Annotated in this window: 12 protein-coding genes; 8 read left to right on the top strand and 4 right to left on the bottom strand. The window is 75.0% G+C overall.

Features of this window, described 5'->3' with window-relative positions; all coding sequences use genetic code 11:
* The 4 genes from EV562_RS20280 to EV562_RS20295 form a co-directional block, all read left to right on the top strand.
* Window positions 1-3,204 (top strand): type I polyketide synthase (locus EV562_RS20280; protein WP_133888241.1); only part of this gene is annotated, 3,204 nt, incomplete at its 5' end.
* A gap of 22 nt (window positions 3,205-3,226) precedes the next feature.
* The gene (locus tag EV562_RS20285) at window positions 3,227-9,685 is read left to right on the top strand and encodes a type I polyketide synthase (protein ID WP_133888242.1); all 6,459 of its coding nucleotides are present in this window, start codon (window positions 3,227-3,229) and stop codon (window positions 9,683-9,685) included.
* Window positions 9,682-11,712 (top strand): alpha-hydroxy-acid oxidizing protein, encoded by a 2,031-nt coding sequence (locus EV562_RS35130; protein ID WP_133888243.1) that lies wholly within the window; start codon window positions 9,682-9,684, stop codon window positions 11,710-11,712. Before EV562_RS20285 ends, EV562_RS35130 begins: the two co-directional genes overlap by 4 nt.
* Window positions 11,713-11,789: 77 nt before the next feature.
* On the top strand, window positions 11,790-14,648 hold the full coding sequence (locus tag EV562_RS20295; RefSeq protein ID WP_133888244.1) for an amino acid adenylation domain-containing protein: 2,859 nt from the start codon (window positions 11,790-11,792) through the stop codon (window positions 14,646-14,648).
* A gap of 250 nt (window positions 14,649-14,898) precedes the next feature.
* Here the strand turns inward: EV562_RS20295 and EV562_RS20300 are convergent, their stop codons facing one another.
* The 4 genes from EV562_RS20300 to EV562_RS20315 are packed head-to-tail and all read right to left on the bottom strand — an operon-like array spanning window position 14,899 to window position 18,224.
* Window positions 14,899-16,212, bottom strand: a complete 1,314-nt coding sequence (locus EV562_RS20300) for a cation:proton antiporter (protein WP_133888245.1) — start codon at window positions 16,210-16,212, stop codon at window positions 14,899-14,901.
* A 9-nt stretch (window positions 16,213-16,221) separates the two neighbouring features.
* Window positions 16,222-16,938, bottom strand: a complete 717-nt coding sequence (locus tag EV562_RS20305) for an alpha/beta fold hydrolase (protein WP_133888246.1) — start codon at window positions 16,936-16,938, stop codon at window positions 16,222-16,224.
* 31 nt (window positions 16,939-16,969) lie between these two features.
* A complete protein-coding gene (locus EV562_RS20310) occupies window positions 16,970-17,923 on the bottom strand; it encodes a chlorinating enzyme (protein WP_133888247.1) in 954 nt (317 codons plus the stop codon).
* Between the two features lie 28 nt (window positions 17,924-17,951).
* Complete coding sequence (locus EV562_RS20315; RefSeq protein ID WP_133888248.1) at window positions 17,952-18,224, bottom strand: acyl carrier protein; 273 nt, start codon at window positions 18,222-18,224, stop codon at window positions 17,952-17,954.
* Between the two features lie 386 nt (window positions 18,225-18,610).
* On the opposite strand from EV562_RS20315, the gene EV562_RS20320 reads away from it, so the two are divergent.
* From EV562_RS20320 to EV562_RS20335, 4 genes are read left to right on the top strand one after another with little or no spacing between them, the layout of a single operon-like run.
* On the top strand, window positions 18,611-18,829 hold the full coding sequence (locus EV562_RS20320) for an MbtH family protein (RefSeq protein WP_133888249.1): 219 nt from the start codon (window positions 18,611-18,613) through the stop codon (window positions 18,827-18,829).
* 43 nt (window positions 18,830-18,872) lie between these two features.
* Window positions 18,873-19,820, top strand: a complete 948-nt coding sequence (locus EV562_RS20325) for a thiamine pyrophosphate-dependent dehydrogenase E1 component subunit alpha (protein ID WP_133888250.1) — start codon at window positions 18,873-18,875, stop codon at window positions 19,818-19,820.
* Entirely contained in the window at window positions 19,817-20,047 is a 231-nt protein-coding gene (locus EV562_RS20330; RefSeq protein ID WP_133888251.1) for an acyl carrier protein, read from the top strand. The genes EV562_RS20325 and EV562_RS20330 overlap by 4 nt, the downstream gene beginning before the upstream one ends.
* Complete coding sequence (locus EV562_RS20335; RefSeq protein ID WP_133888252.1) at window positions 20,044-22,206, top strand: 2-oxo acid dehydrogenase subunit E2; 2,163 nt, start codon at window positions 20,044-20,046, stop codon at window positions 22,204-22,206. Before EV562_RS20330 ends, EV562_RS20335 begins: the two co-directional genes overlap by 4 nt.
* Window positions 22,207-22,242: the final 36 nt, after the last annotated feature.

Raw genomic sequence — 22,242 nt, forward strand, 5'->3', positions numbered from 1 at the left:
TTCCGTGAGGTGGTCGCGGGGCTGGTGTTCCATGCTCCGCGGATCGCGCTGGTGTCGAACGTGACCGGCCGGGTGGCGACCGCGGAGGAGCTGAGCGACCCGGAGTACTGGGTGCGTCAGCTGCGCGGCACCGTCCGCTTCCACGACGGCGTACGCACCCTCGTCGACGCCGGGGCCTCCGTCTGGCTCGAACTGGGTCCCGACCCGGTGCTCACCGCCATGGTCCGCGGCAGCCTGGCGGACGACGACACCGGCGTGCCCGTGGCCGCCCCGCTGCTGCGCCGCGGCCACGAGGAGACCCGCACCCTGACCACCGCGCTCGCCCGCGCCCACGTCAGCGGCGTCCCCGTGGACTGGCGCGGCTTCTACCCCGGGGCCCGCACGGTGCCCCTGCCCACCTACGCCTACCAGAGGGAACGGTACTGGCTGAGCGAACCGGACGGGCCTGCCCCGGACCGGCTCACCGGAGCCCACCCCCTGCTCGACGACGGCGTCGAACTGGCCGACGGCTCCGGCACCCTGTTCACCGGGCGGCTCGATCCGCGGACCCGGCCGTGGCTCACCGAGCACGTGATCGCCGGCTCCCCGCGCCTGCCCGGAGCGGGCGTCGCCGACCTCGCGCTGCACGCGGCCCGCCGGACCACCGGGGACCACCGGGTGGCCGAACTGACCCTGGAGCAGCCGCTGCCGCTGACCGAGGCGGCGGATCTCCAGCTCATGGCCGGCGCCCCCGGCGCCGACGGCAGCCGCGACCTCGTCCTGTACGCGCGGCCCGCCGGCACACCGACGGCCTCCTGGACCCGGCACGCCGGCGGCACCCTGGCCCCCACCGGCACGGACGCCTCCGCCGCCCGCGACGAGGCCGCCCCGCTCGGCGTCTGGCCACCGGCGGACGCCGTCCCCGTGTCCCTGGACGGGTTCTACGACCGCCTCGCCGACCGCGGCTACGCCTACGGCCCCGCCTTCCGCGGCCTGCGCGCCCTGTGGCGCGGCACGACCGACCTCTACGCGGAGGTCACGCCGCCCGCCGCCCCGGAGGGCTTCGCGCTGCACCCCGCCGCCCTGGACGCGGCGCTGCACACCCTCCTCGGCGCGGCCGGTGAGGACACCCGCCTGCTCGTGCCGTTCGCCTGGGGCGGTCTGACCCTGCACCGGCCGGCCGGCGAGGGCCCGTTGCGGGTGCGCCTGCGCCGAGAGGAAGGCGACACCTACTCCCTCCTGATCGCCGCCGGCGACGGCACCCCCGTCCTCGACGCGGTTCGGCTCGACCTGCGTGAGCTGACCGGCGCCGAGGACCGGCCCGCCGACGGCGCGGCCCTGTTCACCGTGGACTGGACGGAGCGGGACCCGGACGCACCGCTGCCCGAAGGGCCCTGGGCGGTCCTCGGACCCGACGCCGAGGAGATCCGCGCGGCCGTCCGCGCCTCGGGCGTCCGCACCACCGCCCACCTTGGACTCGACGACCTGCTCCGCTCACTCGACGAGGGAGCGCCGGTCCCGGCGCTCGTCGTCGCCCCCTTGCCCGGTGCGACCGAGCCACACGGCGGTCCCACCACGTCCGGCACCTCCGCCGCACCCGGCGGAGCGGAAGGACACTCCGGAACCGCGGCATCCCGTGGCTCCCTCGCCTCCGGCGGAACCGCCCGACCCGGGCGGCCCGCCGGGGCGGACACCCGGCCCCTGCACTCCGCACTGGACCTGCTGGGCCGCTGGCTCGCCGACGAGCGGCTGGCCGCTTCCCGGCTGGTCCTCGTCACCAGTGGCGCCGTCCCCGCCGAGAGCGGCGACCGCCCCGACCCGGCCCGCGCCGCGGTCTGGGGCCTGACCCGGTCCGCGCAGTCCGAGCACCCCGGACGGTTCACCCTGCTCGACACCGACCGTCACCCCGGCTCCCGCCGGGCCCTGGCCGTCGCACTCGCCTCGGCCGAACCCCAGGTCGCCCTGCGCCGCGGCCGCACGCGGGTGCCGCTGCTGCGCCGCCACGCGGGCCCGTCGGCCGGTTCGCGCCGGACGCCCTTCGACGAGCACAGCCACGTCCTGATCACCGGCGGTCTGGGCACCCTCGGCCGGCTCCTCGCCCGCCACCTCGTGGAGCGCCACGGCGTACGGAGGCTGCTGCTGACCGGCCGCCGCGGCCCGCGGACCCCCGGCGCCGAGGAGTTCGCGGCCCTGCTCGAGGCTCTGGGTGCCGAGGTCACGATCGCCGCCTGCGACGCGGCCGACCGGGACGCCCTGGCCGCCGTCCTCGACGGCGTCCCCCGGGACCGGCCGCTGACCGGTGTGCTGCACGCGGCCGGAGTCCTGGAGGACCAGGTCGTCGAGACACTCACGCCGGACCGCCTCGACCGGGTCTTCGCCCCCAAGGCCGACGCGGCCGTCCATCTGCACGCGCTGACGCGCGATCTGGACCTGACCGCGCTCGTCCTGTTCTCGTCCCTCGCGGCCACCCTCGGTACCGCCGGGCAGGGAGCCTACGCGGCGGCCAACGCCTACCTCGACGCCCTGGCCGGAGCCCGTCACGCCGACGGAGCGCCCACCGTGTCGCTGGCCTGGGGGCTGTGGGCCGGCGAAGGCGACATGACCGCCGGCCTGGACGAGACCGACCTGCGCCGGCTGGCCAGGTCCGGCGTCGGCGCCCTCACCGCCGAGGAAGGGCTCGCCCTCTTCGACGCCGCCCTCGCGGACGGCGCGCCGGTCCTCGCACCCGGCCGCTTCGACCTGCGCGACCTCGATCCCGGCACCGCACCGCCCGTCCTGCGGGGCCTGAGGCCCGACATCGCCGCGCCCGCTCCCGCCGCGGCCCCGGCCCACGGACTCCAGGACCGGCTGGCCTCGGCACCCCACACGGAACGGCGCCACATCATTCTCGAAGCCGTACGGTCCGAGGTCGCCGCCGTCCTCGGACACGTCACCCAGGACCGGATCCCGGCCGACCGGCGCTTCCAGGACATGGGCTTCGACTCCCTGACCGCCCTCGAACTGCGCAACCGGCTCACCTCGGTCACCGGCGTCCGGCTGCCCCCCACTCTCGTCTTCGACCACCCGAGCCCCGGCGCGCTGGCGGAGCGCCTGGGCGAACACCTCACCCCGCGCACCGAGCCGCGGGAGTCCGCCACCGGCGACGACGGCAGCGCCGTGGACCTGATGAGCACGGACGAACTGGTCCGCCTGGCCCTGGGCGAGGCCCGCCCCGAACAGCTCTAGCAGCGAGTTACGGAGAGACACGATGACGGCCACATCCCACGAGCAAGTCGTCGACGCGCTGCGGGCGGCGTTGAAGGAGAACGAGCGCCTCAGGGCGGCCGCCCGCGACGCCGAGCAGACGTCAGGCCCGATCGCCATCGTCGGCATGGCCTGCCGCTACCCCGGCGGCGTCACCGGCCCCGAGGACCTGTGGCGGCTGGTCGCCGACGAGGTAGACGCCGTCGGGCCCTTCCCCGACGACCGCGGCTGGGACCTGGCCTCCCTCTACGACCCGGACCCCGACGCCCCCGGCACGTCGTACGTGAAGGAGGGAGGATTCCTCGCCGACGCCGCCCGGTTCGACGCGGAGTTCTTCGGCATCAGCCCGCGTGAGGCGCACGCCATGGACCCGCAGCACCGGCTGCTGCTGGAGACCGCCTGGGAGGCCCTGGAGGACGCCGGACTGGACCCGTCGGCACTGCGCGGCAGCCGCACCGGCGTCTTCGTCGGCACCATGTACGGCGACTACGGCTCGCGCCTCGCGCCCGCCCCGGCCGAGTACGAGGGCTATCTCGGGCTCGGCAGCGCCGGCAGCGTCGCCTCCGGACGCGTCGCCTACACCCTCGGCCTGCGCGGCCCCGCGATGACCGTGGACACCGCCTGCTCCTCCTCTCTGGTGGCCCTGCACCTGGCCAGTGCCGCACTGCGCCGGGGCGAGTGCTCGCTCGCCCTGGCCGGCGGGGCCACCGTCATGTCCACACCCATGCCGTTCGTGGAGTTCAGCCGGCAGCGCGGACTCGCCGCCGACGGCCGCTGCAAGTCGTTCGCCGCGTCCGCCGACGGCACCGGCTGGGCCGAGGGGGCCGGCCTGCTGCTCCTGGAACGGCTCGAGGACGCCCGCCGCCTCGGCCACCGGGTGCTCGCCGTCGTCCGGGGCAGCGCCGTCAACCACAGCGTCGAGAGCAACGGCCTGACGGCCCCCAGCGGCCGGGCCCAGGAACGCGTCATCGCCGACGCCCTGGCCACCTCCGGCGTGCCCGCCGACGAGGTCGACGCCGTCGAGGCCCACGGCACCGGCACCTCCCTCGGCGACCCCGTCGAGGCCCAGGCCCTCCAGGCCGTCTACGGCGCCCGCCGGCCCGCCGGCCACCCGCTCCTGCTCGGCTCGCTGAAGTCCAACATCGGCCACACCCAGGCCGCCGCCGGTGTCGGGGGCGTCATCAAGATGGTGCAGGCGATGCGGCACGGCGTACTGCCCCGGACCCTGCACGCCGACGAACCCACGCCGCACGTCGACTGGTCCGACGGGGCGCTGAGACTGCTGACCGAGGCCACCCCGTGGCCGGAACACGACCACCCCCGCCGGGCCGCCGTGTCGTCCTTCGGCATCAGCGGCACCAACGCCCACGTCATCCTCGAGCAGGACCCCGAACCCGCCCCCGCCTCCACCGACGAGGACGGTGCCGCCCCGCTGCCCGTGGTCCCCGTCCCGCTGTCGGCGGCAGGCGAGGCCGCGCTGCGCGACCAAGCCGCCCGGCTCCTCGACCGGCTGAGCGGGCGCCCGGTGCGCCCGGTCGACCTCGGCCACTCGCTGGCCACCACCCGGGCCCACCTCGCGCACCGCGCCGTGCTGCTGCCCCGCGACGAGGCGGAGCTGCGCGACACCCTGCGGGCGCTGGCCGGCGGCACCGAGCACCCGGCCGCCGTACGGGGTACCGCCGCCGACGGCCGTACGGCGTTCCTCTTCGCCGGGCAGGGCTCCCAACGGGTCGGAGCCGGGCGCGAGTTGTACGCGGAGTTCCCCGCCTACGCCGAGGCCTTCGACGCCGCGTGCGCCGAACTGGACGCCAGGCTGGAGCGCCCCCTGCGCGACGTGCTGTTCGCGGAGGAGGACTCCGCCGAGGCCGCACTGCTGCACCGCACCGAGTACACCCAGCCCGCCCTGTTCGCCTGCGAGGTCGCGCTCTTCCGGCTGTTCGAGTCCTGGGGCGTCCGGCCGGACGCGGTGCTCGGGCACTCGGTGGGCGCACTCGCCGCCGTCCACGCCGCCGGCGTGCTCTCGTTGGCCGACGCCGCCGAACTGGCGGTCGCCCGGGGACGGGTCATGCAGCGGCTGCCGGCCGGCGGCGCCATGGTCGCGCTGCGGGCGAGCGAGGAACAGGCGGCCGCACTCGTCGCCGGCCACACCGAACGCGTCTCCCTCGCCGCCGTCAACGGCCCGGCCGCCACCGTGCTCTCCGGCGACCGGCACGAACTGGTGCGCCTCGTCGAGCGGTTCGAGGCCACCGGCGGCAAGGCCACCTGGCTGCCCGTCAGCCACGCCTTCCACTCGCCCCTGATGGCGCCCGCCCTCGACGGACTGCGGCGCGTCGTCGAAGGCCTGACCTTCCGCCCGGCGCACCTGACCGTCGTCTCCGACCTGACGGGCGAACCGGTGCCCTCCGACCACCTGGCCGACCCCGAGTACTGGGTCCGCCACGCCCGCGAGACGGTCCGGTTCCAGGACGGCGTGCGCAGTCTGGGCGAACTGGGCTGCACCCGCTTCCTCGACCTCGGGCCCGCCGGCGACCTCGTCGCGACCGCCTCCGCCTGCCTCGCCGACCCGGCCGCCCACGCCCTGGTCCCGGCCCTGCGCCGGGGGCGGCCCGAACCGGCGGCCGTGCTGACCGCCCTGGCCCGGCTGCACGCGTGCGGTACCCCCACCGACTGGGCGGCGGTCTTCGCCGGCCGCGGAGCCCGCCGCGTCCCGCTGCCGACGTACGCCTTCCAGCGCCGCACCTACTGGATCGAGCGGACGGACACCCCGGGCGACGTCGGCGCGGCCGGGCTCACCCGATGCGACCACCCGATGCTCACCGCCACCGCCGAGCTGCCCCCGCCGGCCGGCACCGTGTACACCGGGCGGCTCTCGCTGGCCGCCCACCCGTGGCTGGCCGACCACCGGATCGCCGGACAGGTGCTGCTGCCCGGCACCGCACTGCTCGACCTGGTGGCGAGCGCCGCCCGGGACGAGGACCGCGGACCGGTCGGCGAACTCGTCCTCGAGGCCCCCCTGCCCGTGCCCCGCGACGCGGAGATCCAGCTCCGCGTGCTGCTGGCCGCACCCGCCGACGACGGCACGACGACCGTGACCGTCCACGCCCGCCGCGCCGACGGGCCCGAACCCGGGGACTGGATCCGCCACGCCCACGGGACGCTCGCCGCACCGGCCCCCCGGCCCGGCGACGACGCCCCCCTCGTCGACTGGCCGCCCGAGGACGCCGAAGCCGTCGCGGTGCCGCCCGGCGAGCTGTACGAGGACCTGGCCGCGCGAGGACTGGAGTACGGACCCGTCTTCCGGGGCGTACGCGCGATGTGGCGGCGCGGCGACGAGGTCTTCGCCGAGGTGGCACCGGCCGCCGAGCGGTGGCCCGAGGGCCGGTACGCCCTGCACCCCGCCCTGCTCGACGCCTGCCTGCACCCCCTCGCCGCCGCGGGGTTCGCCGAGGACGGCCGGCGCCTGGTGCCCTACCTCTGGTCCGGTGTGCGCGTCCACCGGGCGGCGACCGGACCGCTCCGGGTGCGGCTGACACCCGCCGGAGCGGACGCGGTCGCCGTCGAGGTGGCCGACGCCGACGGCAGGCCGGTGGCCTCGGTCGACTCGCTGAGCCTGCGCCCGCTCCCCTCGGGCCCCGCCGCGCCGGCCGCCGGCCTCCTGCTGCCGCGCTGGACCTCCCTGACCGAGCCGCTCCCCTCGGCGGACACCGACCGCTGGACGCGGGTCGGCCCCGGCGAAGCCCTCGCCGACGCGGCCGCCCTCGCGGACGCCCTGGCCGCGGGAGCCCCCGCCCCCGAGGTCGTGCTGCTCGGCTGCGCCGACGCCGACGGCGACCCGGCCGCCGTACGCGGCGTCCTGCACGCGGTGGTGGACGCCGCCCGGCTCCTGATCCACGACGAGCGGCTCGCCGGCACCCGCCTGGTCGTCCGCACCCGCGAGGCGGTCACCGTGTCCGGCACGGGGGCACCCGGCCGGCTCGCCCACCGCACCGTGTGGGGCCTGGTGCGCGCGGCGCAGGCCGAACACCCCGGCCGCTTCGTCCTCGTCGACGACGACGGCAGCGACGCCTCCCGCGCCGCGCTGCCCGCCGCCGTGGCCACCGGCGAGCCGCAACTCGCCCTGCGCGACGGCACCGCCCACCGGCCGTTGCTCTCCGAAGCGCCGGAACGCGGCGGACTGCTCCCGCCGGCCGGAACCCGCACCTGGCGGCTGGACTACGTAGGCAAGAAGTCCTTCGCCGACCTGTCCCTGGAACCCTGGCCGGAGGCGGACCGGCCGCCGGGACCCGGCCAGGTCCGGGTGCGGCTGAGGGCCGCCGGCCTCAACTTCCGGGACGTCCTGCTCTCCCTCGGGGTGATCCCGCCCTCGGTGGATCCCGACGCCGGCGACCGGGGCCAGGGGGGAGAGGGCGCCGGTGTGGTCCTCGACGTGGGCGAGGGAGTCAGCGACCTGCGCCCCGGTGACCGGGTCCTCGGCCTCTTCTCCGGCATCGGACCGATCACCGTGACCGACCGGCGACTGGTGTGCCCCGTCCCCCGGGGATGGACGTACCAGCAGGCCGCGGCCGTCCCGGTGACCTACCTGACCGCCTACTACGGCCTCGTGGACCTGGCCGGGCTGAGCGAGGGGGAGTCGGTCCTGGTGCACGCCGGCGCGGGCGGTGTCGGCACGGCCGCCCTGCAACTCGCCCGGCACCTCGGAGCCGTGGCCTACGCCACCTCCTCGCCCGGCAAGTGGGACGCGTTGCGCGCCGCCGGCCTGCCCGACACCCGGATCGCCTCCTCCCGCGACCTCGACTTCGAGCAGCGCTTCCTCGACGCCACCGGCGGGGCGGGCGTCGACGTCGTCCTCAACTCCCTGGCCGGCCCCTACACCGACGCCTCGCTGCGTCTGCTGCCCCGCGGCGGCCGTTTCCTGGAGATGGGCAAGACCGACCGGCGGGACCCGGCCGAGGTCGCACGGCAGCATCCCGGCGTCCTCTACCGCGCCTACGACGTGCGCGAACCGGGACCCGACCGGATCCAGGAGATGCTCCGCGCGCTGCTCGCCCTCTTCGAGTCCGGCGCGCTCCGGCCGCCGCCGGTGTCCGCCTGGGACGTGCGCGACGCGCCGCAGGCGTTCCGTCACCTGGCCGAGGCCCGGCACATCGGCAAGGTGGTCCTCGAACTGCCCGGCCCCGTCTGGGACACCGAGCGGGCCGTCCTCGTCACCGGCGGACTCGGCTGGCTCGGCCGGCTCACCGCCCGCCACCTGGTCGCCGGGCACGGCATACGCCACGTCGTGCTGATGGGACGCGGCGCGCCTGGCGAGGACGCGGCCCGCGACCTGGAGGAACTGCGCGGCCTCGGCGCCGAGGTTCGCGTCCTCGCCTGCGACGCCGCGGACCGTGACGCGCTGGCCGCCGCCCTCGACGGCCTCGACGCCGAAGGCATCCGGATCGGCGGCGTCGTCCACGCCGCCGGCGTCGTCGACGACGCGCTGCTGTCCGCCCTCACCTTCGAACAACTCGACCGCGCCCTGCGGCCGAAGGTCGACGCGGCGGTCAACCTGCACGAACTGACCGCCGGGCACGACCTGTCGGCGTTCGTCGTCTACTCCTCGCTGGCCGGCACCCTCGGTTCCGCCGGACAGGCCGCGTACGCCGCCGGCAACGCCTTCCTGGACGGCCTGGCCGAGCGCCGCCGGGCGGACGGCCGGCCCGGCGCGTCCCTGGTGTGGGGGCTGTGGGACACGGCCGGCGGCATGGGTGCCGCCCTCACCGGCGCCGACGTCGCCCGCATGGCCAGGCTCGGAGTGCGGCCGCTGGCGGCCGCCCGCGGCCTGGGCCTGCTGGACGCCGCCCTGGAGCAGCGCACGCCCGTCGCCGTGGCCGCCCGATGGGACCGGGAGCGGCTCGCCGAGCATCGCCGCGACGGCACCCTGCCGGCCCTGCTCGACGACGTCGCGCCCCCCGCGGCGCCTCCCGCGGCGGTCCCGGCCGCCGGCGCCCGGCCGGACGCGGCGTCCCCCGCGGCACCCGCCGCGCCGGATCCCGGTACGCCGGGCGGCGCGGCGGGCGGCGACCTCATGGGTCTGGTCCTGCGCGAGGTCGCGACCGTGCTCGGCCACACCTCGGAGACGGAGGTCGGCCCGGACAGCGTCTTCGACCAGATCGGTTTCGACTCGCTGACCGCCGTCGAACTGCGCAACCGCCTCGCGTCCGCCACCGGGGTGCGCCTGCCGGCCACGTTCACCTTCGACTGGCCCACACCTCGCGAGCTGGTCGGCCACCTGCGCACCGAACTGCCCGGGGAGACGGCCGCCGACCCCCTGTCCGACCCCCTGTCCGACGCGCTGGCCGGCGTCGAGGCACTGGTCGCCGATCACGCCCTCGCGGCTGCCGAACGCGCCCGGCTGGGAGAGCGCCTGCGCCACCTGCTGGACCAGCTGCCCACCACCATCGAGGACGGGACACCGAGGACATGACCGAACGCACCACCGCGACCCTGGGCCCCGCGCGCACCGACACCCCCGTCGTCCCGGCCGTCCGCCGCGGGTCCGTCACCGGGTCCTCCCGGTGGCTGCGGGCCTTCCCCGCCGACGAGGACCCGGTCGCCCGCCTGGTGTGCTTCCCGCACGCGGGCGGCACCGCCACCGCCTTCGCCGACCTCGCCGCGGCGCTGCCCGACGACATCGCCCTGCTCGCCGTGCAGTACCCGGGCCGCCAGGACCGCCGTGCCGAGGACTGCGCCGCCGACGTCACCGAGGTCGCCGAGGCCACGGCCGCCGCGCTCGGCCCGTACACCGGCCGCCCCCTGTTCCTCCTCGGCCACAGCATGGGGGCCCTGGCCGCCTTCGAGACGGCCCGGCTGCTGGCCCGGCAGTCCGTCGTGGCCCGCCTCTTCGTCTCCGCCGCCCGGCCACCCGCCGACGACTGGCAGGAGCCGGACCTCGGCACCCTCGACGACGAGGCGGTCGTCGCGGGGCTGCGGCGACTGGGCGGCGTGCCCGAAGCCCTGCTCGCCGAACCCGACCTGCGTGCCGAGGTGCTGCGCCTGCTGCGCGCCGACCACCGCATGCTGCGCCGCTACCGGTGCGAGCCGGACACCGCGCTCGCCGTCCCCCTCACCGTCCTGCTCGCCGAGGACGATCCCAAGAACACCGCCGACCAGATGCGCGGCTGGGCCCGGCACACCTCCGCCGCACACACCCTCGCCGTGCATCCCGGCGGCCACTTCGCGCTGACCGAACGGGCGGGGCAGAGCGCACGGCTGCTCGACGGCCGGATCCGCGAGGACCTGGCCGCCCGCACCGCCGGCCCGCCGGCCGACCTGGTGCGGGAGATCTACCTCGCCGGACCGGACGGCCGGCCGTCCCGCCTCTCCACCGACCTCACCACCCTCCAGGAGTCGGCGCGCCAGGTGCTGCAGCCGTCCGCGTACGGCTACGTCGTGGGCGACGCCGGGAGCGGCGCGACCGGACGCGGCAACCGCGAGGCGTTCGACCGGTGGCGGATCGTGCCCCGGATGCTGCGCGGCATCACCCGGCGCGACCTGGGGGTGCGGCTGTTCGGACAGGATCTGGCCGCACCGGTGCTGCTGGCGCCCGTCGCCGCCCAGACCGTCGTCCACCCCAGCGGTGAACTCGCGTCCGTCGGCGGCGCCACCGACGTGGGCCTGCCCTTCGTGCTGTCGTGCTTCTCCTCCCACTCCATGGAGGAGGCCGCCGCGGCGGCCGGCTCACAGCCGCGCTGGTTCCAGCTGTACTGGCCCTCGGACCAGACGCTCGCCGAGTCCCTGGTGCGGCGCGCCGAGGCCGCCGGCTACGGCGCACTGGTCCTCACCGTCGACAACCCCGCCTTCGGCTACCGCCCCACCGACCTCGACCACGGCTACCTGCCCTTCCTGCACGGTGCCGGACTGGCCAACTTCACCTCCGATCCGGTCTTCGACGCGGCGCTTCCCCCGGGGGCCGGACCGCGCGAGGCCGTGGCCCACTGGGCGGCCGTCTCCGCCAACCCCGCGCTCACCTGGGACCGGCTGCCGTGGCTGCGGCGACTGACCGACCTGCCCCTCCTGGTCAAGGGCGTCCTGCACCCCGAAGACGCCCGCGCGGCCCTGGCACACGGCGCCGACGGCGTGATCGTCTCCAACCACGGCGGCCGGCAGCTCGACGGCACGGTCGCCGCCCTGGACTGCCTGCCCGCCGTACGCGCGGCCGTGGGGGACGGCGCTCCGGTGCTCGTGGACTCCGGTGTGCGCACCGGCGCCGACGTGGTCAAGGCCCTGGCGCTCGGCGCGGACGCGGTGCTCCTCGGCCGGCCCTACCTGTACGGCCTGGCCCTGGACGGCCGCGACGGTGTGCGGCACGTGCTGCGCTGCCTGCTCGCCGAACTCGATCTCGCGCTGACGCTCGGCGGCTGCGGCAGCGTCCGCGACCTCACGCCCGAACTGCTCGTCCCGGCGGGTCCCCTGGCCACGCCCGGGCAGACGGCCGCGGCCCGACAGGACTGACCGGTCCGCCGGAAGCGGCGGGCGGTGGGCCGCGGCCGGACGACGACACCAGCAGGACGCCGAAGGAGAAGGTACGCATGATCCCGTTGTCGTTCGCGCAGCAGTGCCTGCGGTTCGCCCGCAGCCCGCAGGGTGCGGAGGGCGCCCGGCACATCACTCTCGTGTGGCGTCTGAGCGGGCCCCTCGACACCGCCGCCCTGGCCGCGGCGGTCGCCGACGCGGCGGCCGGCGACGACATCCTGCGCTCACTGCTGTGCGAGGACGCCTCCGGGACTCCCGCCCGGCGGGTGCCGCCCCCGGCGGAGGCCGGTCCGCACCCGCGGGTGGAGGCCGTGGCCCCGGGTGATCTCGCGCACGCGGTACGGGAGTTGCGTGAGCGCCCGTTCGACGTGACGGCCGAGCCGCCGCTGCGCTCCCGCATTCTGCGCACGGCCGCCGACGAGCACGTCCTCGTCCTGGTCCTGCATCCCCTCGCCGTACAGGACCGGCCCGCCGCGGCGCTGGTGCGCGATCTGGCGGACGCCCTCGCCGCCCGCTGCGCCGGCCAGGAGCCGGCCGCCGCCCGCCCGGGCCGCGCCGCAACGGCGCGGCCCCACGGCGCCGGCACCGGACCGGCCCCGGCCGGGACGGACGCCGTCGTCGAGGCCGAGGCCGCCCACTGGCGGGCGGCGCTCGCCCAGGCACCGGACACGCTGCCGCTGCCGTACGACCACCCGCGCCCCGCGGTGGCGAGCGGCCGCACCGGCAGCGTGCCGCTGGTCCTGGACCACCGCGTCGCGGAAGCCGTGCACAAGGTCGCGGCGGACCGCGGCGCGAGCCCCGCCATGGTGATCCAGGCGGCCCTGTGCGCCCTGCTGCACCAGCTCGGCGCCGGCACCGACCTGCCCGTCGGGGTCCACATCGCCTCGGGGGCGGCGCCCGATCTGCCCGGCACCACCTGGGTGCTGCGCGCCGACGTGTCCGGCCACCCCTCCTTCGCCGACCTGGTCGACAGGGTGCGGGAGCGGACGAAAGCCGCACGGGAGCACACCCGGGTGCCGTTCGCCCGGCTGGTCGCCGAGCTGGCCCCGCAGCCCCCCGCGGACCGGCACCCGCTCTTCCCGGTGATGGTGACCACCGGTGAGGCCGTCGGCTGGCCGTCCGGGACGGTGCCGGCCGGTCTGTCGGTCACCGAGGACCGCGGCCTCGCCGGCGACTGCGTGCCCGACCTGGTGCTCCGCTTCCCGCACGGCTTCGGGACCGGTGGCGGGGCGCCGGCGGGCCGGCTCGAGTACGCCGCCGACCTCTTCGACCCGGCGGGCGCCGAGGCGTTGGCGGACCGCTTCACCCGGGTGCTCGGGCAGCTCGCTCACCACCCCGGGAGCGCGGTGAGCGAGGCGACGGTCCTCGACCCCGCCGAACACCGACTGCTGCTGGAGGAACTGGTGGGCCGCCGGGCACCCACCCCGGACGGCTCGCTGCCCGACCTGGTGTCCCGGCAGGCCGCGGCCACCCCGGACACGGTCGCCGTGGTGTGCGGCGCGCAGTCGCTGACGTACCGGCAGCTGGACGAGCGCGCCGGCTCGCTGGCGGCACGGCTGCTCCGGGCCGGCGCCGGCCCGGAGTCCCTCGTCGCTCTGGCCCTGCCCCGCTCCGCGGACCTGGTCGTGGCCCTGCTCGGCATCCTGAAGTCCGGCGCCGCGTATCTGCCGGTCGACCCCCGCTACCCGGCCGAGCGGCTGTCCTTCCTGCTCCGCGACGCGGCACCGGACCTGGTGCTGACCGACAAGGAGACCGCCGGGGACCTCCCGGACCCCGCCGCCCCGGTGTGTCTCATGGAGGACCTCGCGCTCCGGGAACCCGCGGAGACGGGCCGCCGGGTCGCCGCGGGGCCCGGACACCTGGCGTACGTGATGTACACCTCGGGCTCGACGGGGGTCCCCAAGGGCGTGGCCGTCACCCACGCCAACATCGTCAACGGCGTCACCCGCCTGGCGGCCGTGGCCCGTGTCCGGCCCGGCACCCGGGTACTGGCCGGAACCTCCATCAACTTCGACGTCTCCGTGTTCGAGGTGTTCACCGCGCTCACCACGGGCGCCACCGTGGAGGTCGTGCGCGACGTCCTGGTGCTCGGCGAGCGGAGCGGCTGGCGGGGCGGTGTGCTGCACACCGTGCCGTCGGTGTTCGCCGGACTCACCGACCGCATCGCCGGGAGAGTGCACGCCGACGTCCTGATGTTCGCCGGCGAGCGGCTGCCCGCGGACCTGGTGGAGCGGCTGCGCGCCGCGGTCCCCGGGGCGCGCGTGGTCAACGCCTACGGCCAGACCGAGAGTTTCTACGCCACCGCGTTCACCGTCCCGGACGGCTGGCGGGGCGGCAGCGTGCCCATCGGCCGGCCGCTGGACAACATGCGGACCTATGTCCTCGGCCCCGGCCTGGTGCCGGTACCCCCCGGCGTGACCGGCGAGTTGTACGTCGCCGGGTCGGTCGCCCGCGGTTATCACGGCAGGCCGGGGGCGACGGCCGAGCGCTTCGTGGCCGACCCGTTCGGGCCCCCCGGGTCGCGGATGTACCGCACCGGGGACCTGGCCCGCTGGAACGCGGACGGCTTCCTGGAGCACGTCGGGCGCGGCGACGGCCAGATGAAGGTGCGCGGCTTCCGGATCGAACCCGCCGAGATCGAGACCGCTCTCGCACGGCACCCGGGCGTCGCCCAGGCCGCGGTGGCGCTGCGCCCGGATCCGGGATCCGGCGGCAGCCGCCTGGTGGCCTATCTGGTCCTCGCCGGCCCGGACGGCGCCCCCGAGGCGCCGTCCGCGCGCACGCTGCGCCGGTACGTCGCCGAGCGGCTGCCCGCCTACATGATCCCGGCGGCGTTCGTCACCCTGCCCCGCCTCCCGCTCGCCCCCAACGGCAAACTCGACCGGGCGGCGCTCCCGGACCCGGCCGCCCGCTGACCTTCCGACCGCGCGGCCCGCACCCCGGGTGCGTGCCGCGCCGCGCCGTGCCGCGCCGTGCCGCGCCGTGCCGCGCCGTACCCGTGCCGTACTCGCACGTGCCGTACCCGTGCCGTGCCCGCGCCTGCGTCCGCCGCCGGGCCGTCCCGTGCCGCGTCCGGGCGGGTGCCCGTCGCACCGGAACCACCGCGGCGGCCGGTACGGGTGTCCCGTACCGGCCGCCGCGGCCCGTGTCCTCGCGCAGGGCGGTTCAGGCCGTGCTGAACTCCTTCTCCCGCTGGGTCTCCGCCGCCGTCTTCGGCATGTGCCGGGTGGCGCGGCGCAGCAGGGGCGGTGCCATGACCGAGGTCACGACGGCGATCAGGATGATCACCGTGTACGTGGCGTTGGTGAGCACCCCGAGTTGCAGACCGACGCCGGCGAGGACGATCTCCATCACGCCCCGGGCGTTGAGCCCCGCCCCGATGGCCATCCCCTCGGCGTGGCCCAGCCGGCCCGCGCGGGCCCCGAGGTAACCGCCCGCGAACTTCGCCAGCGTGGCCACGGTGAGCGCGACCACCGCGGCGGCCAGCACCTCCGGGCGGGCCAGCGCGGTCAGGTCGACCTGGAGCCCGGCGGTGGCGAAGAACAGAGGGGCGAGCACGGCCATGACGAACGGACGCAGCGTGCCGAGGGCCGCGCGGCCGGCCGGCCCCAGGGAGCCGATGACGATGCCGCAGAGGAACGTGCCGAGGATCGGTTCCATGCCGAGGGCGTGGGTCGCCGCGGCCGAGGCCATGATCATGGCGACGACCGCGGCCGTCGTCCCCTCGGGCCTGTCCGGCCGAGCGGCGTACCGCAGCACCCGCGCGGCGACCGGTCTGGCCACCCACAGGGTGAACGCCAGCACGGCGATCAGGTAGCCGATGCTCTTGGCCACCAGACCGAAGTGCACACCCGCCGTCGCCATGGCCGACACCAGCGACAGCAGCAGCCAGCCCACGATGTCACTGACGGCCGCCGCGCCGATGATCAGCTGCCCCACGTTGCGGTGCAGCAGGTTCATGTCCAGGAGGGTCTTGGCGATCACCGGCAGTGCGCTGACCGCCAGGGCGATGCCGATGAACAGGGCGAAGGTGACGCGCTCGGCGCCCGGCGCCATCAGCGAACCGGGCGTCAGGAGCCCGAGGCAGAAGCCGAGCGCGAGCGGCAGCAGCACACCGCCCGCGCTGGCCAGGCCCACGGCCCGCCCCTGGCGTCGCAGCAGGCCCAGGTCGATGTGCGCGCCCGTGACGGCGATCAGCAACAGGACGCCGAGCTGGGCGACCGCGCCCAGCAGATGCCGTTGGTCCGCGTCCGGCGGAAGCAGCCAGTCGGACAGACCGGGCAGCAGATCGCCGAACATCGACGGGCCCAGCAGCACGCCCACGCTCAGCTCGCCGACCACGGCCGGCAGCCCCAGCCGGGTCGCCAGCCTGCCCAGCACCACCGCGGCGGTCAGGAACACGCAGACCTGGGTGAGGAGCAGCAGCAGGTGGTGGTGGCCGATCGCGGGGACGGCCCCGGCCGCTAACGCTGTCGTCATCTCTCGTCCTCATACCTGGGGGAAGGCCTCGGCCGTCCGGCCGGAGAGCGCGTCGAGCACCGCCTCGGCCACGCCCGACGGGTTGACGGCGGAGAGCAGGTGCCCGCCTGGAAGTCGCAGCACCGAGCAGCCGGCCTCGGTGTGCCGCGACCACGCGGTGAGGTCCGAGGACGCGGTGTCGTCCAGCCCGGCGACGACCTGGATGTCACCGGGGGAGCGGGTGTTGCGGTGCGCCGCGACGAACGAGCCGGCCAGGCGCAGGTCGTCCCGGATCAGCGGGAACGCTCCGGCCGCCAGCACCGGGTCCGCGACCAGTTCCGCGGGGATCTCACCGCCCATGGCCGTCAGCACGGCCACCGCCGACTCGATGGACGTCACCTCCGCCGGGTCCAGCGGCTCGCGGGCCGACGGAGGTGAGTTGGACACGGCGAACAGCAGCGGCGGCCGCGGTTGCCGGAGCGTCGCCGCCACCGCCAGGGCGACGTAGGCGCCGAGGCTCTCGCCGTACACGGCGTCGACCGGACCGCCGAGCTGCCCGGCCGCGTCGCGCACCGCGTCGTCCGCCGTGACCAGGCACGGCTCCTCGAACCGGCGGCCGTGTCCGGGCAGTTCCACGGGCCGGAACTCGATCCGGTCGCCCAGGGCACGCCTGAGCGGCCGGAAGTAGCCGGTGCCGCAGCACGAGGGCGGGACGAAGGCCACCACCGGCCGGTGCTCCTGTGTCATGGACGTCCGATCATCCGACGCGTACGGGGGTTCACGCCTCGTGGATCGGGGTGCCCCGCAGCGTCTTGTCGCTGATCTTGTTGTGGCCGTACTCGTCACGGCCGCTGACCAGGAAGGCCGACCACTTCTCCAGCGAGATGCTGCCGCCGTACTCCTCGATGTGGTCGGTACCGGGGTAGATCTGCACCTTGGTCGGCACATAGCGGGTGGCGAAGCCCATCCGGTACTTCTTGCCCGTGCTGATGTTGGGCAGCGAGGCGTGCATCAGCGTCGACAGGAAGATCACGCACTGGCCGCGCTCCATGACCAGCGAGACGGCGTCCTCCTCGTTGGGCTTCCAGTCCGGGTCGTGCTGGAGCTGGCGGTAGTCGTAGCCGAAGAAGCCGCGCGGAACACCGTCCTTGACCTCTGAGTTGATGCGGCTCTCGTCGAAGTCCATCCGCTTGGTCTCGTCGTAGTTCATCTGGCGGTGCGTGCCCGGGATGATCTGGAGGCAGCCGTTCTCCTTGGTGGAGTCGGTGAACGCCGTCCACACCGTCAGCGTGCCGGCGCCGAAGTTGTCCTCCGTCTCGCCCGGCCACAGGAGCTGCGGTTTGCCGCTGGCGTTGGCGAAGGTGTCGGCCTGGTGCCAGTCGGTGCCCTCGTCGCCCGGGTACTTCGGGAAGAACTCCGAACGCCAGCACAGCAGGTCGGGTCCCAGCAGGGACGCCACGCGCTCGACGATCCGGCGGTTGCACGCGTGCCGGGCGAGCAGGTCGACGTCGAGGTGCCGGTCGTAGTTGAAGATGTTGGGTGCACCGACGCCCTTGTCCACCTCCGGATAGGCGGCGTGGGTGCGGTCCAGCGACTCGCGCCGGACCGCCTTCCACATCTCGTCCATCTCCTCGGGGGTGTAGATGGTCAGCGGGCCGATGTAGCCGTTCTTGTGGAACGACGCCACTTCCTCGTCCGACAGGGAGAAGTCGCTCCGTGCGGTGGTGGTCATGTCCTGCCCCCTCAGTTGCGGTTCACGGTCAGCCCTGCTCGGCCGGCCGCGCCTGTGCGACGGCCGTGCTGAGCTGCTCGGAGTAGGTGATCCTGTTGTCCAGGGCGACGCCGAAGGTGTCGCCGAGGTACCTGTTCAAATGCGCGAAGGTCAGCGAATGACCTCCGATGTCGAGGAAGTTGTCGGACCCGACGATTTCCGGATCGTCCAGCTCGGCGCGCAGCCACTCGACGACGGAGCGCTCGATGTCCGGCCGGCTGTATTCACCGGCCGTCTCGTCGCTCGCCGCGGAAACCTGCATGGGAGTTCCTCCTGTCGTTCTCGCAGGTGCGTTCAAAGGTCTTGCGGGCGTGCCGAAAATGCGTCGCCCGGAGTCCGGGACGGGTGTGGTGGTGCCGGTCGGCCCCGCGACTCGCCCTGCCGGAGGCAAGGAATTCGGTCGCGAAGTCCGGTGTCCGTGAATGACGCGGCCCGGCCGCTTCCGGAGCGGAATCGTCGCCGTCGTCGGAGAACGTGGCGTCGTCACGCTAGACCGGCGGACGCAGGTGCTTCAAGGTCCGCACCGACGCCGGGTGTCCCGTCGCCAGGACACCGCCGGGTCGAGGATGGTCACCGCGTTCGAAGGCCGTATAGCCTTCGAGAACCCGCCTGACTTACCGACGACTTCCTTCTGGGAAGGGGACACAAATGGCGAATCCCTTCGAGGACGAAAACGGCGTGTACCTGGTGCTCGTGAATGACGAGGGGCAGTATTCCCTCTGGCCGTCCTTCACCGACGTACCCGCCGGCTGGACCGTCGCCAAGGGTGAGGACAGCCGTCAGGCCTGCCTCGATTTCATCAACGAGAACTGGACCGACATGCGTCCGAAGAGCCTGGCCGAGGCCATGGCGGCCGACCGGGCCTGAACAGCCTCGCATCCCGCCACATTGTCGAGAAAGCGGAGAAGACATGCGTGTTCAGGCGGCCGAGATGGCGCCGGAAATCACCGAGCTGGCCGATGACGACCTCGAACTCCTCCTGCTGATACGGAATTTCGAGCTGGCTCTGCTGGATCTGTTCGCCGCGGGACAGCTCAACGGTACGACCCACACCTGCCTGGGGCAGGAGTACGTGCCGGTCGCCCTGGCTCCGTTGCTCCGTGACGACTTCGTCTTCAGCAACCACCGCGGTCACGGGCACTACCTCGCCCGGTTCCGGGACCCCGCCGGGCTGCTGGCGGAGATCATGGGCCGGTCCGGCGCGGTGTGCGCCGGCGTCGGCGGCAGCCAGCACATCTACCGGGACGGCTTCCTGTCGACCGGAGTGCAGGGGCAGAGCCTGCCCGTGGCCGTGGGCGTCGCCCTGCACTACCGGCGGACCGGCGAGGAGCGCATCGCCGTCGCGCACATCGGGGACGGCACCTGGGGCGAGGGCTCGGTCTACGAGGCGCTGAACATGGCACGCCTGTGGGAGGCGCCCCTGCTGGTCGTCGTGGAGGACAACGGCATCGCCCAGTCGACCCCGACCGAGCGGCAGCTGGCCGGCACCGTCTCCGACCGTGCCAGGGCGTTCGACGTCGAGTACCACTCGATCCACGGCACGGACGTCAACGCCATTCGCGCCGAACTCGCTCCGGTCGTGGCGGACGTGCGACGGGGCGTCCCGGCCGTCGTGCACTTCCACTGCCTGCGGCTCGGCCCGCACAGCAAGGGCGACGACACCCGTTCCGAGGCCGAACTGGCCGACGTGCGGGCCCGGGAGTGGAGCGCGCGGTACGCGAGGCACTACGGCGACCGGTTCGCCGCGGCGGACGCCCGGGCCAAGTCCCTGATGGCCGATCTGGTGGCGGAGGTGTCCGCCCGGCCGCCGTCGCGGTGGCCCGGCCTGGTCGACGCGTACCCGGGGGCCGCCGCGTGAGCACGCTGAACGGGATCGTCGCCGAGGTGCTGGGCATCGGCGAGGACGAGATCACCGACGACACCGGGCCGGCCGCCAACGCGGAGTGGACCAGTCTCCGGCACGTGCAGATCGTCGCAGCCGTCAACCGGCGGTTCGGGGTGAGACTCACCCCCCGGCAGGCCCGTTCCTGCCGCAGCGTGGGTGACCTGCGCCAGGTCCTGGCGGAGAGAGGACATCTGGTATGACCACCGTCGCGGCCGACGCCGTCGGCACCGTCGCGCCCCGTGTGGCGCAGCACCTCAATCGCGCGCTGCACGCCCTGTTCCGCCGTGAGGAGCGGCTCCATCTGCTCGGCGAGGACGTGTCCGACCCGTACGGCGGCGCATTCAAGATCACCAAAGGACTCTCCACCGGGTTCCCGGACCGCGTGCTGTCCACCCCACTGAGCGAGGGCGGCATTCTCGGAGTGGCCGGCGGGCTCGCCCTGGCCGGCGACAAGGCCATCGTCGAGATCATGTTCGGCGACTTCATCGCCCTCGGCTTCGACCAGGTGCTGAACTTCGCCTCCAAGTCGGTGTCGATGTACGGCCGCGAAGTCCCCGTGCCGCTGGTCGTCCGCTGCCCGGTGGGCGGCAACCGCGGCTACGGGCCGACCCACAGCCAGAGCCCGCAGAAGCACTTCGTCGGCATCCCCAACCTCTCCCTCTACGAGCTCTCGCCCTACCACGATGCCGGTGCCGTGCTCGACTCCGCCTTCGAACAGGGCACGCCTGCCGTCTTCTTCGAGGACAAGGTGCTCTACACCCGGCGGATGTACCAGGACGGCCGGGCCGGTGACGACTACCGCTACGAGATGCTGGGCACGGCCGGCACCGGCTGGGCGCACACCTTCCCCGAGGGAGAGCGCGGCACCGCCGACCTCGTCGTGATCGCCCCGGGCGGCATGGCCCACCGCGCCCTGGACGCCGCCCGCGCGCTGCGGGACGGGTACGGCAGGTCGGTGCACCTGCTGACCCCCAGCCGGTTGTACCCGCTGGACCTGGAGCCGGTGCTGCCGCTGCTCGCCGGAGCGGGACGGATCGCGGTCGTCGAGGAGGGAACGGCCGGCGGGACCTGGGGCGCCGAGGTGGCACGCCTGCTGTACGAGCGGATCTGGTCCTCACTGACCGGACCGGTGATCCTGCTGAACTCCGCCGACTCGATCATTCCGACCGCCGCCCACCTGGAGAGCCGGGTGCTGCTGGGCCGCGACCACATCGAGGCCGCCGTGCGGGCCGCGGCCGGCTGGGACGTCCCGGCGGCGGCCGGAGCCGGGGAACGGGCAGAGAGCGGGGCCCGGCCCACCGGCGAGGCGGCGGCGGACGACGTCGCGCTGAGCGTGCCCAAGCTCAACAACAACGACACCTCCTACCTCGTCGTGGAATGGCTGGCCGAGGACGGCGCATGGGTCGACGAGGACGACCCCGTCGTGTCCCTGGAGACCTCCAAGGCCATCGAGGACGTCACGGCGCCCGTCTCCGGCTACCTCCGGCAACGCGTGCCCGCGGGGGAGGAGCGGGGGGTCGGTGCGCTGCTGGGTCTCCTCCTGCCGCAGCCTCCCGGCCGGGAGGCGCCGGCCCGGCGGGCCGAAGCGCCGGACGCGGCCCCCGCCGCCGAAGCGCCGGAGGCGGCTCCCTCCGCCGGGGCGCCGGCACCGGGAGCCGTCCACACGCTCGACCGTGCCCAGCAGGGCACCGCCGCCGTGGTCGCCAAGAGCCATCGCGAGGTACCGGCCGGGTTCACCGTGGTCCGGGCCGAGGTGGACGCAGCCCTGGACGCGCTCGGCCGGATCGAGGAGGAGACCGGAGAGGCGTTCGGGCTCGCCGAGGCGGTGATCAAGGCGGTGGCCGCGGCGTACGACGAGTTTCCCCTCTTCTTCGGTTCGCTGGTGGACGAGCGCACCGTCGTCGTCGCCGACGCCCCGCACGTCGGGGTCACCGTGGACGCCGGCGGAGGGCTGTACGTACCGGTCGTCCGCGACGCGGCCCGGCAGTCGCTCGCCGACATCGCCGACACCCTGATGGACTTCCGGATGAAGGCGCTGACCCAGGGGTTCTCCGCCGCCGAACTGGACGGCGGTGCCATCTCCGTCTCGCTCAACCCGGACCCCGGCGTCGTCCTGGTGCACCCGATCGTGCTGTGGCCCCAGCTGTGCATGGTCTCGGTGGGCGCCGTCGGTGAGGAGTACCGAGCGGGGCAGGACGGCACACCGGCTCCCGTCCGTACCGTGCACCTCGGCCTCGCCTACGACCACCGGGCGGTCAACGGCCGGGACGCCGTCCTGTTCCTCACCCGCCTCAAGGCACGCCTGGAGCAGCCGGACCAGCTGCGGACCCTGCTCGACGACGGGAGCGACCGACCATGACGAGGGAGCTGCGGTGTTCGGGATGATGTCGTTTGG

This window comes from Streptomyces sp. BK208 (genome assembly GCF_004364245.1).
Classification (GTDB): domain Bacteria; phylum Actinomycetota; class Actinomycetes; order Streptomycetales; family Streptomycetaceae; genus Streptomyces.

Bases quoted from the DNA above. Each gene is read 5' to 3' on its own strand.
- EV562_RS20285 (WP_133888242.1), top strand. From the start codon at position 3,227: ATGACGGCCACATCCCACGAGCAAGTCGTCGACGCGCTGCGGGCGGCG.
- EV562_RS35130 (WP_133888243.1), top strand. From the start codon at position 9,682: ATGACCGAACGCACCACCGCGACCCTGGGCCCCGCGCGCACCGACACC.
- EV562_RS20320 (WP_133888249.1), top strand. From the start codon at position 18,611: ATGGCGAATCCCTTCGAGGACGAAAACGGCGTGTACCTGGTGCTCGTG.
- EV562_RS20310 (WP_133888247.1), bottom strand. From the start codon at position 17,923: ATGACCACCACCGCACGGAGCGACTTCTCCCTGTCGGACGAGGAAGTG.
- EV562_RS20300 (WP_133888245.1), bottom strand. From the start codon at position 16,212: ATGACGACAGCGTTAGCGGCCGGGGCCGTCCCCGCGATCGGCCACCAC.
- EV562_RS20315 (WP_133888248.1), bottom strand. From the start codon at position 18,224: ATGCAGGTTTCCGCGGCGAGCGACGAGACGGCCGGTGAATACAGCCGG.
- EV562_RS20295 (WP_133888244.1), top strand. From the start codon at position 11,790: ATGATCCCGTTGTCGTTCGCGCAGCAGTGCCTGCGGTTCGCCCGCAGC.
- EV562_RS20305 (WP_133888246.1), bottom strand. From the start codon at position 16,938: ATGACACAGGAGCACCGGCCGGTGGTGGCCTTCGTCCCGCCCTCGTGC.
- EV562_RS20325 (WP_133888250.1), top strand. From the start codon at position 18,873: ATGCGTGTTCAGGCGGCCGAGATGGCGCCGGAAATCACCGAGCTGGCC.
- EV562_RS20335 (WP_133888252.1), top strand. From the start codon at position 20,044: ATGACCACCGTCGCGGCCGACGCCGTCGGCACCGTCGCGCCCCGTGTG.